The 15,268-nt window shown below is 63.9% G+C and carries 16 protein-coding genes and 1 tRNA gene; 9 read left to right on the plus strand and 8 right to left on the minus strand.

What is annotated here, in order from left to right:
• The first annotated feature begins 12 nt into the window (after nucleotides 1–12).
• Nucleotides 13–414, plus strand: a complete 402-nt coding sequence (gene apaG / locus G9408_RS04385; RefSeq protein WP_120218160.1) for a Co2+/Mg2+ efflux protein ApaG — start codon at nucleotides 13–15, stop codon at nucleotides 412–414.
• Nucleotides 411–1,202: a LysR family transcriptional regulator gene (locus G9408_RS04390; RefSeq protein WP_168452840.1), complete on the plus strand. Its 792-nt coding sequence runs from the start codon at nucleotides 411–413 to the stop codon at nucleotides 1,200–1,202. The genes apaG and G9408_RS04390 overlap by 4 nt, the downstream gene beginning before the upstream one ends.
• Nucleotides 1,203–1,220: 18 nt before the next feature.
• Here G9408_RS04390 and G9408_RS04395 read toward each other — a convergent pair whose 3' ends face one another.
• Complete coding sequence (locus G9408_RS04395) at nucleotides 1,221–2,531, minus strand: serine hydrolase (RefSeq protein WP_168452841.1); 1,311 nt, start codon at nucleotides 2,529–2,531, stop codon at nucleotides 1,221–1,223.
• Between the two features lie 37 nt (nucleotides 2,532–2,568).
• Complete coding sequence (parE, locus tag G9408_RS04400) at nucleotides 2,569–4,548, minus strand: DNA topoisomerase IV subunit B (protein ID WP_168452842.1); 1,980 nt, start codon at nucleotides 4,546–4,548, stop codon at nucleotides 2,569–2,571.
• A gap of 169 nt (nucleotides 4,549–4,717) precedes the next feature.
• Between parE and G9408_RS04405 the strand changes: the two genes are divergently transcribed.
• Nucleotides 4,718–5,548: an outer membrane protein gene (locus G9408_RS04405; RefSeq protein ID WP_168452843.1), complete on the plus strand. Its 831-nt coding sequence runs from the start codon at nucleotides 4,718–4,720 to the stop codon at nucleotides 5,546–5,548.
• A gap of 56 nt (nucleotides 5,549–5,604) precedes the next feature.
• Here G9408_RS04405 and G9408_RS04410 read toward each other — a convergent pair whose 3' ends face one another.
• Entirely contained in the window at nucleotides 5,605–6,003 is a 399-nt protein-coding gene (locus G9408_RS04410) for a PaaI family thioesterase (RefSeq protein WP_168452844.1), read from the minus strand.
• Between the two features lie 10 nt (nucleotides 6,004–6,013).
• Nucleotides 6,014–6,709 carry a GcrA family cell cycle regulator gene (locus G9408_RS04415; RefSeq protein WP_168452845.1) on the minus strand — a complete coding sequence of 232 codons (696 nt, stop codon included), beginning with the start codon at nucleotides 6,707–6,709 and terminating at the stop codon, nucleotides 6,014–6,016.
• Between the two features lie 118 nt (nucleotides 6,710–6,827).
• On the opposite strand from G9408_RS04415, the gene G9408_RS04420 reads away from it, so the two are divergent.
• On the plus strand, nucleotides 6,828–7,700 hold the full coding sequence (locus G9408_RS04420; protein ID WP_168452846.1) for an ABC transporter permease: 873 nt from the start codon (nucleotides 6,828–6,830) through the stop codon (nucleotides 7,698–7,700).
• Nucleotides 7,701–7,703: 3 nt separating this feature from the next.
• Here the strand turns inward: G9408_RS04420 and hspQ are convergent, their stop codons facing one another.
• A complete protein-coding gene (gene hspQ / locus G9408_RS04425; RefSeq protein ID WP_168452847.1) occupies nucleotides 7,704–8,078 on the minus strand; it encodes a heat shock protein HspQ in 375 nt (124 codons plus the stop codon).
• 188 nt (nucleotides 8,079–8,266) lie between these two features.
• Here hspQ and G9408_RS16555 point away from each other — a divergent pair, with 188 nt between their 5' ends.
• The gene (locus G9408_RS16555) at nucleotides 8,267–8,464 is read left to right on the plus strand and encodes a hypothetical protein (RefSeq protein ID WP_235957468.1); all 198 of its coding nucleotides are present in this window, start codon (nucleotides 8,267–8,269) and stop codon (nucleotides 8,462–8,464) included.
• The gene (locus G9408_RS16560) at nucleotides 8,465–8,896 is read left to right on the plus strand and encodes a YIP1 family protein (RefSeq protein WP_328804383.1); all 432 of its coding nucleotides are present in this window, start codon (nucleotides 8,465–8,467) and stop codon (nucleotides 8,894–8,896) included.
• 66 nt (nucleotides 8,897–8,962) lie between these two features.
• On the opposite strand, the gene G9408_RS04435 is transcribed toward G9408_RS16560, so the two are convergent.
• Nucleotides 8,963–9,052: transfer RNA gene (locus G9408_RS04435), tRNA-Ser, on the minus strand.
• A 91-nt stretch (nucleotides 9,053–9,143) separates the two neighbouring features.
• Entirely contained in the window at nucleotides 9,144–12,383 is a 3,240-nt protein-coding gene (locus G9408_RS04440; protein ID WP_168452848.1) for an amidohydrolase family protein, read from the minus strand.
• Between the two features lie 141 nt (nucleotides 12,384–12,524).
• On the opposite strand from G9408_RS04440, the gene G9408_RS04445 reads away from it, so the two are divergent.
• The gene (locus G9408_RS04445) at nucleotides 12,525–13,703 is read left to right on the plus strand and encodes a CaiB/BaiF CoA transferase family protein (RefSeq protein ID WP_168452849.1); all 1,179 of its coding nucleotides are present in this window, start codon (nucleotides 12,525–12,527) and stop codon (nucleotides 13,701–13,703) included.
• Between the two features lie 75 nt (nucleotides 13,704–13,778).
• Nucleotides 13,779–14,654, plus strand: a complete 876-nt coding sequence (gene yghU, locus G9408_RS04450; RefSeq protein ID WP_168452850.1) for a glutathione-dependent disulfide-bond oxidoreductase — start codon at nucleotides 13,779–13,781, stop codon at nucleotides 14,652–14,654.
• 44 nt (nucleotides 14,655–14,698) lie between these two features.
• On the opposite strand, the gene G9408_RS16635 is transcribed toward yghU, so the two are convergent.
• Complete coding sequence (locus tag G9408_RS16635; RefSeq protein ID WP_268932529.1) at nucleotides 14,699–14,824, minus strand: hypothetical protein; 126 nt, start codon at nucleotides 14,822–14,824, stop codon at nucleotides 14,699–14,701.
• On the opposite strand from G9408_RS16635, the gene G9408_RS04455 reads away from it, so the two are divergent.
• Complete coding sequence (locus G9408_RS04455; RefSeq protein WP_168452851.1) at nucleotides 14,823–15,266, plus strand: TadE/TadG family type IV pilus assembly protein; 444 nt, start codon at nucleotides 14,823–14,825, stop codon at nucleotides 15,264–15,266. The genes G9408_RS16635 and G9408_RS04455 overlap by 2 nt on opposite strands.
• The last annotated feature ends 2 nt before the right edge of the window (nucleotides 15,267–15,268 follow it).

Genomic DNA, 15,268 nt, shown 5'->3' on the forward strand with positions numbered 1-15,268 from the left:
GCTGTAGGCGCGATGATCGACTCCTTCTTCCCCTTTGCCGCGACCACCGGCCCCGTCACCGTGCGCGTGTCGGTCAGCTATCTGCCCGAACAGTCGCACCCGGCGCTCGGTCGCTGGTTCTGGGCCTATCATGTCCGGATCGAAAATCATGGCGACGTTGCGGTCCAGCTGATCAGCCGTCATTGGCGGATCAGCGACGGGCGCGGCCAGATCAGCGAAGTCGAAGGCGAAGGGGTGGTCGGCGAACAGCCGCTGATCGCACCCGGCGGCGCCTATGACTATGTGTCGGGTTGCCCGCTGCCGACCCCCGAAGGGTCGATGGTCGGCAGTTATGCGATGGAAATCGGCGACGGATCGCAGATGCTGGTCGCCATCCCGCATTTCCCGCTCGTGGCGCCTGCGACCGCCGCATGAAACGCACGCACCTGCCGCTCAACGCCCTGCGCGTGTTCGACGCCGCTGCCCGGCATTTGAGCTTCACGCGCGCTGCCGACGAACTCGCGGTAACCCCGGCTGCGGTCGGACAACAAATCCGCGCGCTCGAGGATATGCTCGGCGTCGTGCTGTTCCGCCGCACGCCCAAGGGCTTGGAGCTGACCGGTGAGGCCGAGGCAGGCCTTGATGCGCTGCGACAAGGCTTTCTGCAGTTCGAGGAATCGGTCCGCGCGATGCAGGCGGGGCAGTCGTCGCAGTCGTTGACGATCGCGGCGCCGCGCGACCTGACCGCAAAATGGCTTGCGCCGCGGCTCGCGCGCTATAGCCAGCAGGCGCCCGACGTGCGTTTCACTTTGGTGTCCGCCGACAGCGGTATCGACTTCACCGAGGCCAACCTCGATCTCGCGATTTTCTGGGCCGACGGCACGGGCGATCATGAGGGCGTGGCGCTCGCCGATCCGCTGATGGTGACCGTTGCGGGCCCGGGCAGCAGCAGCGACACGCGGATCGCCTGGCCGGGTTGCCCGGTCGCCGATGGCGAACCCGCGCTGCGTTTGGGCGATGCCGGTCTCGCCATCGATGCGGCAGCCAACGGACTTGGCCACGCCAATGTCCCGGCGATGCTTGCGGAAGCCGATATTGCGGCGGGCCGCGTTCGCCAGATTGGCGAGACCGTTACCGTGAAGCGGGGTTACTGGCTGGTCGCCCCGACGCCGCAGTGGCGTCAGGCCAAGGTCAAGGCGCTGGTTGCCGCGTTGACGGCGTAAACATCGACCTCAAGGTCGCTATTTGACCGCCAGCGTCAGCAATCTTGTGACCAGCCCGACCATCGTTTCAGTGGCAACCGGCGCGTCCGGGTTGTTCCAGCTCGCCGTGACCACGAACCATTTGCCGTCCGACTTGCGCTGGCCGAGTAGGCTCATCGAAATCACGCCAAGCTCGGACCCGCCCTTGTAACCGAGCCAGCTCCAATCCTTGGTGGCGCCCGGGTTTACGCCCGGGTTGATCGCCATCACCGACATCGCCGTCGGCGAGTTGCGCTTGCGCAGGTCAATCATCAATTTTGCGACGTCGTTGGGGCTGGCGAACCATTCGAGACTGTCGATATAGCGCGGTTTTCCAGCGAAGCTCACGCCGTCAACATTGGAAAGGGTCAACCGGAGCTGGTTGGTATTGATCAGTTCGCGCTGCGCCGCATCGTCACCCGCGATAAAGGCGGTACGCTCGCCTTCGAAATTATTCCCCTTGAGCGCAAAGGCCTCGACCGTGGTCAGAAACGGGATGTTGCGCGACGGATTGCTGTGCCCCGCCGTCCGCATCCGCGCCTCGATCGCCTCGCGGCCGAGCAGGTGGATCAGCGTATCGGTCGCGCTGTTGTCGCTGACCGAAATCATCCAGTTCGCCAGGCTTTGCAGCGTGACCGGTGTATCCTTCGGCCAGTTTGCGGTGCCCATCGACGAAAAACTGAGATGCGACAGCGGCACGACATCGGACCAGCGGCGCTTCTTCGCGGCGACCTGAGCCGCCAGTTCATCGAGTATGTAGAGCTTGAAGGTCGATCCGACGGCGAATTGCTGGTCGGGGTTGGCCGATGCGAGCGGGCGAACGGTGTCGCCGGTGATTTCGGCAACGAGGAAGCCGGTCGATCCCGGCAATGCGGCAATTTCGGCAGCGATCGTGTCGAAGCTGTCGTTCGCCATTTCAAAGCCGGTCAGGCGCAGCCCGATGACGCGCGCGTCGGGATCGGCGCCAACGTCGAGCAGTACCGCCCCGACGCCCTTCTCAAACCGCAGCGCAAGCGAGCCTGAACGGCCGTCGTTCGACACCAGCTTCTCGACCGCGATCGGCTTGCCATATTGCGCGATCAGGCTGGCGGTCATCGCCCTGAACTGCGCCTCGGGCAGGGCAGATTGGAATGTCTGGTCGAAATAGTCGGCGAACGCGACCGCGCCGCCCAGCACATCGACAAGCTGCGCGGCGCGCCGCTCGAAGGCGGAGTCAGCCGCGGCCTGCATTTCGGGCGACTGCGCCAAGCTCTGTCCGGCGGGCAACGTCAGCCCAAGCGCAGATGCCAGTAAAACAGCCTTTCGGACCATGACGAACCCCGTTTCAGGCAAAAAATCCGTGGCAATCCTACGCGTCGATTGCCGCCTCGTCGAGCGTCGCGGCATTGGCCTGGATGAACTGGAAACGATGTTCGGGATGCTTGCCCATCAAGCGGTCGACCAGATCCTTGACCAGGTACCGCTCTTCATATTCCTGTGGCAGCGTAACGCGCAGCATGGAGCGCGTCGCCGGGTCCATCGTCGTTTCTTTCAATTGGTTAGGATTCATTTCTCCCAACCCTTTGAAGCGGCCAACCTCGACTTTCTTCCCCTTGAACTGTGTCGCTTCAAGCTCGGCGCGATGCGCGTCGTCGCGCGCATAGGCCGACGTGCTGCCCGCGGTCAGGCGATAGAGCGGCGGTTGCGCCAGATAGACATGCCCACGGCGCACGATGTCGGGCATTTCCTGAAAGAAAAAGGTCATCAGCAAGGTCGCGATATGCGCGCCGTCGACATCGGCATCGGTCATGATCACGATTTTTTCGTAGCGCAGCCGGTCGGCATCGCAATCCTTGCGCATGCCGCAGCCCAGCGCGAGCGCCAGGTCGGCGATCTCCTGATTGGCGCGGATCTTGTCGGCGCTCGCGCTTGCGACATTCAATATCTTGCCGCGGATCGGCAGGATCGCCTGCGTCTTGCGGTCGCGCGCCTGTTTGGCGCTGCCGCCGGCACTGTCGCCTTCGACGATGAATAATTCCGTGCCTTCGGGGCCGTCATTCGCACAATCTGTCAGCTTGCCCGGCAGGCGAAGCTTGCGCCCGCTGGTTGCCGTCTTGCGCTTGACCTCGCGCTCGGCCTTGCGCTTCAGCCGCTCGTCCATGCGGTCGAGGACAAGCCCGAGCAGCGCGCGGCCACGATCCATATTGTCCGAAAGGAAGTGGTCGAAATGGTCTCGAACGGCGTTTTCGGTCAGGCGCGCCGCTTCGGGGCTCGACAGACGATCCTTGGTCTGGCTCTGGAATTGCGGGTCGCGAATGAACACCGACAGCATCATTTCGCCGCCGTTGAACACGTCCTCCGCGGTGATCTGCGCCGCCTTTTTCTGCCCGATCAGCTCGCCAAAACCCCGCAAACCCTTGGTCAGCGCCGCGCGCAGCCCCGCCTCGTGCGTGCCGCCGGCGGGGGTCGGGATGGTGTTGCAGTACCAGCTATAGCTGCCGTCGGACCACAGCGGCCAGGCAATCGCCCATTCAGCACGGCCCTGGTCCCCCGGAAAATCCTGACGGCCGATGAAGGGCTCGGCGGTCGCACATTCGCGCGTTCCGATCTGCTCCTTCAGATGATCGGCGAGACCACCCGGAAACTGGAAGGTGGCTTCGGCAGGCGTATCGTCACCGATCAACTCGGCGGCGCATTTCCACCGAATTTCCACGCCCGCGAACAAATAGGCCTTTGACCGCGCCATGCGATACAGCCGCTGCGGTTTGAAGCGCTGATGGTCGCCGAAGATTTCGGGGTCGGGGGTGAATGACACGCTGGTCCCGCGGCGGTTGGGGGTCGGGCCGAGCTCCTCAAGTCCGCCGACCGGGGTGCCGCGCGCAAAGCGCTGGCGGTACAATTGCTTGCCGCGCGCAACCTCGACCTCGGTATCGATCGACAGCGCGTTGACGACACTGATCCCGACGCCGTGCAGGCCGCCCGATGTCGCATAGGCCTTGCCTTCGAACTTTCCGCCGGAATGGAGCGTCGTCAGGATCACCTCCAGCGCCGATTTGCCGGGAAATTTGGGATGCGGGTCGATCGGGATGCCGCGACCGTTATCGGTGACGGTCAACCGGTTGCCGACATCGAGCGTGATTTCGATGCGGCTGGCATGGCCTGCCACCGCCTCGTCCATGCTGTTGTCGATCACCTCGGCGGCAAGGTGATGCAGGGCGCGCTCGTCGGTGCCGCCGATGTACATGCCGGGGCGCCGCCGGACAGGCTCCAGCCCCTCCAGCACTTCGATCTGCGAAGCATTGTAGCTCTCGGTAGCCGGGGTCGCGGCGTCGAACAAATCGTGACTCATGCCTTGGCTATAGGGGGCGGGAAAGCCCGCTGGCAAGCGCGGTTTTCGGGCGATGCGAACCGAACCGCAGGCACTCAATTCGTCCCGTTTTTGTGTATCGACGGAACTTTGGGCAAGCAGGACGGGTTTGGCGGGTGACTAAAAAGTCATTCAAAAAGTGGAGTAAAACATGAAAGCTCTCTCTCTCCTCGCCGTTCTGGCGGCCACTACCGTCGCCGTCCCGGCCTTCGCGCAAGACCGCGACCCGTCGCAGGATTTTGACGGTCCCTACATCAGCATTGGCGGCGGCGGCACGCTGCAAGGCAGCGATCGCGGCGAAACCGTGCTGTTCGATACCAACCGCGATGGCACGTATGGCGACCAGGTAACGACCGTTGGCGGCGCCAACGCCTTTTCGACCGGCTTTTGCAATGGCGCGGCCACCAGCAGCGCTAACCTCAATTGCCGCAACGACAAGGACGGCCCCGAATATTTCGCCCGGCTGGGCTTTGACAAGCGCATGGGCAATTTCGTCCTCGGCGCCGTGATCGAGGGCGGTCGCAGCGTGGCGCGCGACAGCGTCACGGCATTCTCGACTACGCCGGCGAGCTACACCTTCAGCCGTGAAGCCGATTATCAGGCGAATGCCCGCCTGCGCGCCGGTTACACCCCCGGTGGGGGCGCGTTGTTCTATGTGACCGGCGGCGGCGCCTATGCCCGTCTCGATAACCGCTTCACCACGAGCAACACCGCCAACAGCTTTGCCAACAACGGCAAGACCAACGGCTGGGGCTATACCGCAGGCGGCGGCGCCGAAATCATGGTGACCAACAACATCGCGGTTGGGCTCGAATATCTGTACACCGACATCAAGGACAATGATTTTGTCGTCAATGTCGGCCAGGGTACGGCACCCGCGACCAATCCGTTCCTGCTAAATGGCGGCGGCACGGACATGAAGCGTAGCAGCGACCATTTCCGCACCCACAGCGTGCGCGGGACGCTGAGCTTCCGCTTCTAAACTATTGAAAACAAGTAGTTGAAAGGCGTCGGATCAAAAGATCCGGCGCCTTTTGGCTATTCGGGCGTCGGTGCCGCGAAGATCGCGAAATTTCCGTTCGCGCTGCTGACCAGGCGGCCATCTTGATACAGTTTGGCGTCGATATTGGCGACGCGTTTGCCGCGGTGCAGCACTTGCGCTTCGCAGGTGAGCCGCCCTTCGCCGACGCGGACATGATAGTTGAATTTGATCTCCAGCGTCGCGCACCATCGATCGGCGTCGAGCACGCTGGTCAGCGCACCCCCCATCGCGGTGTCAGCCAGCGAATAGGCAACACCGCCGTGCGCGGCACCTTGCGGGCTGAAATGCTGATGGCGATTGACGTCGATCGCCATCACGCAGCGCCCGTCGCCGCGCTCGACCATTTGCAGGCCGAGCGCGCGCGCGAACTCGAACTCCTGAGCGAACGTCCTCACCGAGCGCGCCCTATCGTACGCGCGGACCTCCGAACGGCGGCGGCGGCGGCGGACGGCGCGTGCCGCGCGGCAACTGAGCCTGATAGGCGCGGCCGCAATGTTCGACGCAATAGGGAAAACCCGGGTTCACGGCCTGCCCGCAGAAATGGAAATCGGGCTCGCCCGGGTGCCCCATCGGCCAGCGGCAGATACGGTCATTAAGGTCAAGCAGGCTGGTTTTGTCCGCGATTTCCGGGCTCGGCTTGGCCGGTACCAGGCGGCGCGGCGGCGCGGGCGGGATCGGCGCCTGCTGATCGCCAGGACCCTGGCGAATGAAGCCGCCGGGGCCGATCGATACGATACGCGGCTGGTCGCTCTTCGGAGGCTGGTCGCCCACCGATCCGTCGGCGGTCGGCGTATCGACCGTCGGCCGTGCTTCGGACTTGGGCGGCGCGGGTGCAGCAGGCCGCGGCGCGACCGGTGCAGCGGCGCGCGGGGCGGCGACGGGCGCCGCCGGCTTGGGCGCCGCAGGGGCTGCGGCTTTCGCCGGCTTGACCTTGTCGGTCGCCTTGACCGGCGAGGGGCGCGATTTCAGACCTAGGCGATGCGCCTTGCCGATCACCGCGTTGCGGCTGACCCCGCCCAATTCGTCGGCGATCTGGCTGGCGGTCAGCCCTTTTTCCCACATGGTGCGCAGGCTTTCGATGCGCTCATCGGTCCAAGACATATTCAAATCCTTATCATTCCACGCCGCGGGTGATGTCGCGGTCATCGATGCGATCCCTGCGGATCGGCGCCACTGCCCAGCTTGCGGTAAGATCGGGGAGGCGATAGGCGAGAACGCCATGAACGACCAGCCCCAAATTTCGCGACCCGACTCGAGCAAATTCGCGGCAACCCCGCCCTTTGCCGAACCGGGGGTGCCGCACATCCGGACGCTCAACGTGCCCGGCATGCAGGCGCTATATGTCAAGGAGGTGCGGCGGTTTTTCAAGGTCCAGCTGCAAACAATCTGGGCGCCCGCGATCACGACGCTGCTGTTTCTGGTCATTTTCACCGTGGCGCTCGGCGGCGCGGGCCGCGAAGTGATCGGAGTTCCCTTCGCCGACTTCATCGCGCCGGGGCTGATCATGATGGCAATGCTGCAGAACAGCTTTGCCAATTCCAGCTTTTCGCTACTCGTCGGCAAGATCCAGGGCACCATCGTCGATTATCTGATGCCGCCGCTCGCGGTCGGCGAGTTGATCATCGCGCTGATCGGCGCCGCCATCACGCGGGCTATCCTTGTCGGGATCGCACTGTGGCTCGCGATGACGCTGTGGCCGGGGGTCAGCGTGACGCCTCAGCATTTTTGGGCGGTCGCGGTGTTCGGGGTTCTCGGTGCCGCGATGCTCGGGTTTCTGGGCCTTATTACGTCGGTGTGGGCAGAGAAATTCGATCATGCCGCCGCAGTGACCAATTTCGTCGTCACCCCGCTCGCGCTGCTTTCGGGCACCTTCTACTCGGTCGACCGGCTGGCGCCCTGGTTCCAGACCGTCGCGCACGGCAATCCCGTCTATTACGCGATCATGGGCTTTCGCTACGGCTTTATTGGCACAGTCGATTCGACGATCAACAACCCGGTGGCGACCGCAATCGCGGTGCTGATCGCGGTCAATATCGTGCTGGGACTGCTGACCTATCGCCTGCTTGCTTCGGGCTGGAAGCTCAAGGCCTGACCATCAGTGGCGATGGATGGCGCGGACGCGGTAACGGCCGTCGTCCAGCCCTTCGAACATCGCGTCGATCTGCGGATGATCGATCGGCCCGCCTTCGGCGTCGGGCACCAGATTCTGCTGGCTGACGTAAGCGATATAGGATGAATCGCCGTTTTCGGCGAGCAGATGGTAATAGGGCTGCTCTTTCGCCGGACGGATTTCCTCCGGGATCGCTTCATACCATTCGTCGCTGTTCGCAAAGACCGGGTCGATGTCGAACACGACGCCGCGAAAATCGAACATCCGGTGGCGCACGATATCGCCGGGCGCGAAGCTGGCAGCACCGATCAGCGGTGCCGTTACCGCCCCACCATGGTCGGAGGAAGATTTGGAAATCATGCGTCTAATCTATGGCTATTCCCTGCCGTTTCAACCCTGTTACACTCGCTTGCCCGCCGGTGAGCCGAATCCCGGCTGTGATACGCGTTACAGATGTTGGCGCGGGCCGAGCTAAGCTGTCTGCTCGGCCGCCGGTAATACCGGGCTGAATTGCGGGCCGTGTTGATTGCAACAGGGAAAGGCAGAGCATGAGCGACATTCCGACGAGCAACCCACCGCCGAGCCCCGCAGCGGGGATCATCGAGCGGGCCAAGAACATCATCCTCAAACCGAAAGAGACTTGGGCGGTCATCGACGCCGAACCCGCGACGACCCAGTCGATCTATATGCCTTATGTGCTGGTGCTGGCGGCGATCGGACCGATCGCCCAGCTTATCGGCGGGTAGGTGTTCGGTTACGGCGCATTCGGGATCAGCTTCCACCCGCCGATCGGGACCGCGCTGGTTTCGGCGATCTTGTCTTACGGTCTGGCGCTGGCGACGACCTTTGCCCTCGCGCTGGTTATTGATGGGCTGGCCCCGAATTTCGGCGGGCAGAAGAACCAGGTGCAGGCGCTTAAGGTCGCGGCCTATTCGGCGACTGCGGGATGGCTCGCGGGAATTTTCGGCCTGATCCCGGCGCTTGCGATCCTGGGCCTGCTCGGCCTCTACAGCCTCTACCTTCTGTATCTGGGACTACCGATCCTGATGAAAGTGCCGCAGGACAAGGCGATGGGCTACACGGTGGTGGTGATCATCGTCGCGATCGTCCTGTTCCTGATCGTCGGCGCGATCGGCGCGTCGCTGACCGCACCTTCGCTACCCGACATTCGCATGTAGTCCGTTCGACCGTCCCGGCAGCGATGCCGGGGCGGACATCCGCTGGTGGTCAGATCAGGGGAAAAATGGAGGAGAGTGAGGGATTCGAACCCTCGGTACCGTTGCCGGCACTTCGCATTTCGAGTGCGACGCTTTCGACCACTCAGCCAACTCTCCTCGCTGAGAGGTGACGCCCCTAGCGGCGGCTCGCGCGAGTTGCAACCCTCTCGTCACAATTTCGCGCGTCCGCCGCCCGATGGCGCCCCAATCAGGGCTTTTCGGCTTCCCACCAATAGGGCGCGCGCGTGCGATTGCCTGTCGCGACCTCGTTCATCGTCAGCGGATCGTACAGCCGCCCGCCCAGCATCACGCGGTGAATTTTTTCGGTATTGCGGATGTCCTGTGTCGGATCGGCGTCGAGGATCAGCAGATCGGCGAGCTTGCCCGCTTCGAGCGATCCGACATCCTTGCCATAGCCGAGCGAGGTCGCGGGCATGATCGTCGCGGCGCGTAGCGCGTCGATATTGCTCCACCCGCCGCGCACGAACGACCAGATTTCCCAATGGGCGCCAAGCCCCGATTGCTGGCCATGCGCGCCGATCGACACCATGCGTCCTGCGGCGGCTATCTTTCCTGCCTCGCGCGCCGAATCATCGTCGACATAGTCGCCCTCGGGCGCGATCGTGCGGCGCTTGTTGTTCGCGGCGAGCTGGGCAGGCGGGATGTGCCTGGTCAGGATCGGATGCTCCCATACATTGGTGTGCGCGCGCCAATAGGGGTCGCCCGCCGGGCCGCCGTAGGTGACGACCAGCGTCGGGGTATAATCGACCTGCGTCTGCCCCCACAGCTGCACCAGATCCTTGTAGAAGGTGTGGAGCGGGATGTTGTGCTCGACGGTCGAATTGCCGTCCTGGATCAACGACACGTCCATCGTGTAGAGTGAGCCGCCCTCGGGAACGACGAGCATCCCCTCGGTCTGCGCCGCTTTGACGACCATCTGGCGCTGATCGCGGCGCGGCTGGTTGTAATTTTTGACGCTATGCGCGCCCTGCGCCTTCAGGCGGCGGACATGCGCGAGCGCGTCGTCATAGCCGTTGATCTCGGCATAGACCCCCGCCGCCTTGGCACCATAGATGATCTCGCCGGTCGAAAAGATCCGCGGCGCCAGGATCAGCCCGGCGCGCTGCATTTCGGACGACACAAAGATTTCCGAGGCGCGCGACGAGGGGTTGTGGCTGGTCGTGGTCCCCATCGCCAGATTGACGATTTCGGACCAGTTCTGCTGCGGTATCAGTTCGTCGTCGCCATGACTGCCATGGGCGTGCGCATCGACGAAGCCGGGGACGATCGTCTTGCCGGTTGCGTCGACGGTAACGGCGCCCGTTGGGACGCTGATCGACGCCAAGGGGCCAACCGCGGTGATGCGGTCGCCCTCGATGACGATCGCGCCATTGTCGATGATGCCGCCGTCGGCGCCCGCCATCGTGACGATGCGCGCGCCGGTGATGACGACGGTGCCGCGGCGTTTGGCCGCCGCTTGCGTCATGGCCAGCGAGACGCCATCGGTCGGCGGCGTGAATTTGGGAGCCTTGTCGTCGGCGGGTGCGTTGGTGAACAAGCGCGCCAGGTCGGCGCTGAACAGCGTCGCTCCCCGACTCCAGTGAAGGCGTCGGCCGCCGTCCGACCAATGGATATATTCGGCGCCGCTGCCGCTAACCCGCGTTACGGGCAAGGCGCCGCTCTTGGTGCCGAGCGAAACGTCCTGACCGCCGGGCATCAGCGGGGTGACATAGGCGTCGTAATTCTGGCGGAATGCCAGCGTCCCGCCGTCGGGCGAGATTTCATAGTCGCTGACCAGTTCGCCGTTGGCATGGGTGCGCTTGTCCTGGCCGCTGAGGTCGGTGCTGACGAGCTGGCTTTTGCCGTCGCCCGCGGTCACCATGAAAATACGGTCGTTGGTCGCACCATATTGCGGCTTCGCGCCATCGCGGCTGACCAGTTCGGCAGTGCCGCCGCTTGCCGCCATGCGATAGACGCCGGTGTCCTCGCTCCAGCGCGTCGAGGTCAGCCCGCCGCTGCCACGCCGCTCGAACACGATTGCCTTGCCATCCGGCGAGAAACGCGGTTCGGCATAATGGCCGGGAACGGTCGTAAGCTTGCGCGATGCGCCACCACCGGCACCAACGACATGAATCTCGCCGAGCCCGCTGTCGGTCCAGCGGACGAAGACGAGCGATTTGCCGTCGCGCGACCAGCTTGGCCATGCCTCCATCGCATCGTCCCTCGCGGCGGTCAGTCGCCGCGCGGCACCGCCAGTCACAGGCTTGATGTACAGCTTGCCGAGCGTTTCGAACACGACGCTGCGCCCGTCGGGCGACACCTCCGCCCAGCGCGGCATCTGTGTCGTAAAGCTGTCCGGTGCCACCTCGACCGCGGGGTGGGTGGCGTCGATGATCACGCGGTCGTCGCTGACGCTGAACGGAATGATCCGCGCGTCGCCGCCCTGGCTACTGACGCGGCGCAGCTTGCCGCCCGACCAAAAGACGATATCGCTGCTGTCGGGAGTCCACGCCATGTTCGGATAGACGCCGGTGACCGCCCAGGTTTCCTGCACATCCTGATCGAGCGCGTCATAAACCTTGCGCTCGATGCCCGAAGCGAGATCTTTCACATAAAGCTTCGATTGGGTCGCTTCACGGCGCACGAACGCCAGTCGCTTGCCGTCGGGCGAAGGGGTGGGGCGCACCGCCCCGCCATCGCCCGACGCCGCGGTGGTGACCTTCGCTGCCTGCAAATCATAGCGTTCGATGTGGAACAGGTCGGTGTTGCTGTCCTGCGCATATTCAAAGATTGGCCCGGGGGTGACATTGCGCGTGTAAAACACGCTCTTGCCGTCGGCGGCGAAGATCGGTTCGCCTAGCTCCTTCTGGTGGCGCTCATTGGGCTTCTTGACCAGCGGCACGCCGGCGCCGCCCGAGACATGGTACATCCACACCTCGCCGGTGCCGAGCGAGCGGCCCGTGGTGAAATGTTTCTTCGCGACAATGAACTGCCCGTCGGGCGACCAGCTTGGCTGATTGAGCAAGCGGAAATCTTCCTTGCTCAATTGCACCTTGCCGCTGCCGTCGCGATTCATCAGCCAGATATTGTCGCCGCCCCCACGGTCGGACACGAACGCGATGCGCTTGCCGTCGGGCGAAAAGCGCGGCTGATGCTCGAACGCGAGACCTTCTGCGACGCGCGTCGGGGTGCCGCCCTCGATCGGCATCGTGTAAATGTCGCCAAGCAGGTCGAAAGCGATGGTGCGGCCGTCGGGCGACACATCGACGTTCATCCAGCTGCCTTCATCGACGGCAATCGGCACCTTGCGCGTCGCCATCCCCGGCGGAGCGTTAACGTCCCATTTCTCGGCTTTCGCATCTGTGGCGGGCGCTGGCGCCGCCTGCTGCGCAAAAACCGAAGTCGAACAAGCCAAAGTCGCCGCAAGGGCGAGAGCGAAGCGCGCCATGAAATTATCCCCGTTTGAAATTATGTGCCGACCATATGATGCTGTAACGAACATGCAAGCGACAGGTTTCGACGAAGGCGCTGGCACGCTCGACAGGCGGCTGCTAGCCCGACCCAAAGACAGCGATCGGGAGAGTGAAGCGTGCCGCTCAAGGGAATAAGAGTCCTCGATTTCGGACGCTATATCGCCGGCCCCTATTGCGCCGCCCTGCTCGCCGACTACGGCGCCGACGTGATCCGGATCGAGGCGCCGGGCGGCAATGACGACCGGTTCACGGTTCCGGTGGCCGACGACGGATCGGGCGCTATGTTCCTGCAGATGAACCGCGGCAAGCGCTGCTTGACGCTGAAGCCTGGCAGCCCCGAAGGACGCAAGATTGTCCGGCAGCTCGTCGAAACCGCCGACGTCGTCGTCGCCAACCTGCCGCACGATGCGCTGACCAAGCTGGGGCTGGATTTCGCCAGCCTGTCCGCGATCAACCCGCGGATCATCCTTGCCACCGCGTCGGCATTCGGCAGCGAGGGGCCGCTGGCGCAGAACGTCGGTTTCGATGCGGTCGGCCAAGCGATGTCGGGCGCGGTGCACCTGACCGGGACGCCCGATCAGCCGTACCGCGCGCAGGTCAATTATGTCGATTTCGGCACCGCGCTGCACACCGCCTTTGGCGTCATGCTGGCGCTGCGTGAGCGCGAAACGACGGGGAAGGGGCAATGCGTTTCGGGGTCGCTGCTCGGTACCGCGCTCGCCTTTTCGAATGCGCTGGCGATCGATCATGCGCTCAATGGGATCGAGCGCCAGCCGATCGGCAATCGCAGCTACAGCTCGGCACCGACCGACATCTTTCGCACCCGCGACGGGTGGATCGTTACCCAGATCGTCGGCGGCGGCATCTTTGCCCGCTGGGCCAATCTGGTCGGGCGGCCCGACCTTATCGACGATCCGCGCTATGCCAGCGATATCCAGCGCGGCGACAATGGCGAAGCGCTGAGCGCGATCATGCAGATATGGTGCATCGATCGGAGCAGCGCTGACGCGATCGCCGAACTGGGCGCGGCCCGCGTTCCGGCAGCGCCGGTGCTGCGCGCAGCCGAAGCGTTGGCGCAGCCGCAAGTGGCGGCGATGGGGCTCGTCGAGCCTGCCGACTATCCCGGGACGCCCGGCGGCGCGCCCGTCATTCGGGCGCCGATCAATTTGTCGGGCAGCGACAAGGTCGCTTCGACGCGCGCGCCGCAAGTCGGCGAACACAGCGACGCGATCCTGGCCGAACTCGGCTATGACGCCGCCGGGATCGCAGCTTTGCGCGCGGCAAATATTATTTGAGCCGCAAGGGGTGGACGGCGGTTGTATCGATCTTTAGATACCGATCAGTATGAAATTGAGTGCAGGAGCTCCACGATGACCGATCAAGCCGAATATGTGCCGCCAAAAGTGTGGACGTGGGACAAGGATAGCGGCGGGCGTTTTGCCAACATCAATCGCCCCATCGCCGGTCCGACGCACGACAAGGATCTGCCCATCGGCAAGCATCCGCTGCAACTCTATTCGCTCGGCACCCCCAATGGGGTGAAGGTCACGGTGATGCTCGAAGAGCTGCTGGCGGCGGGCCACAGCGGCGCCGAATATGATGCGTGGCTGATCAACATCGGCGAGGGCGATCAGTTTTCGAGCGGCTATGTCGCGGCGAACCCGAACAGCAAGATCCCTGTTCTCGTCGATCGCAGCGGCGCCGAGCCCATCCGCGTGTTCGAATCGGGAGCGATCCTGATTCATCTTGCCGAAAAATTTGGCGCCTTCCTGCCGACCGAGACCGCGACGCGCGCCGAGACCTTGTCGTGGCTGATGTGGCAGATGGGCAGCGCGCCGTTCCTCGGTGGTGGTTTTGGCCATTTCTACGCCTATGCGCCGACGAAGCAGGAATATCCGATCAATCGCTATGCGATGGAAGTGAAGCGCCAGATGGACGTGCTCGACCGGCGTCTCGCGGAGAGCGAATACATCGCGGGCGCCGACTACACCATCGCCGACATGGCGATCTGGCCCTGGTACGGCGCGCTGGCCAAGGGGCTGGTCTATGACGCTGGCGAGTTCCTGCAGGTGCATGAATATAAGAATGTACAGCGCTGGACCGACCAACTGGCCACGCGCCCCGCGGTCAAGCGCGGGCGGATGGTCAATCGCGTTACCGGCGATCCGGCGAGTCAGCTTCGCGAACGCCACGACGCATCGGACTTTGACCTCAAGACCCAGGACAAGCTGGAGGCCGCTCAATAAGCGCAATTTGCGACGGGCGACGACCGCCCGCCGTTAGCGCTGCGTCAAGGAATGGCGCAAACCGCGGACAAGGCCGCCGCACTGCGCGCAAAGACTATGTAAAATACGCAAAAGCGGCGTCGGGCGATCTCGACGCCGCTTTCATTTCGGACCGTCATGCTGGCGGCCATGACAGCTTTCCCTGCCTTGCCGCGACCCGCCCGCCCTCCGTTTCCGCCCGGCCCCACGCTGGCGCGCGAGGAGCGCGGCGCTGCCATCGTCGAAATGGCGCTGGTGCTGCCGCTGCTCCTGATGCTGCTGATGGGGATGCTGGTCTATGGTCAATATTTCATGCTCGCGCACAGCGTCCAGCAGGCGGCGAACGACGGTGCACGCGCCGCCATCGTCGGGCTCGATGCCGCCGATCGCAGCGCGGTGGCGACGCGCGCGGTTGCGCGGAGCCTGCAATCGGTGAGCGGCTCGCATAGCGTCGCCGTGTCCGAAACGAACGAAGCCATCACGGTTGCGGTCGCCTTTACCGCCCCGCCGGACAGCTTCCTGCGTTCGGCGCTAGTCCCGTCGCCGACCAATGTCATTCGGTCGCGCGCGACCTTTGAATTGCCGGTCGATTGACG

This window comes from Sphingopyxis microcysteis, assembly GCF_012274265.1.
Classification (GTDB): domain Bacteria; phylum Pseudomonadota; class Alphaproteobacteria; order Sphingomonadales; family Sphingomonadaceae; genus Sphingopyxis; species Sphingopyxis microcysteis.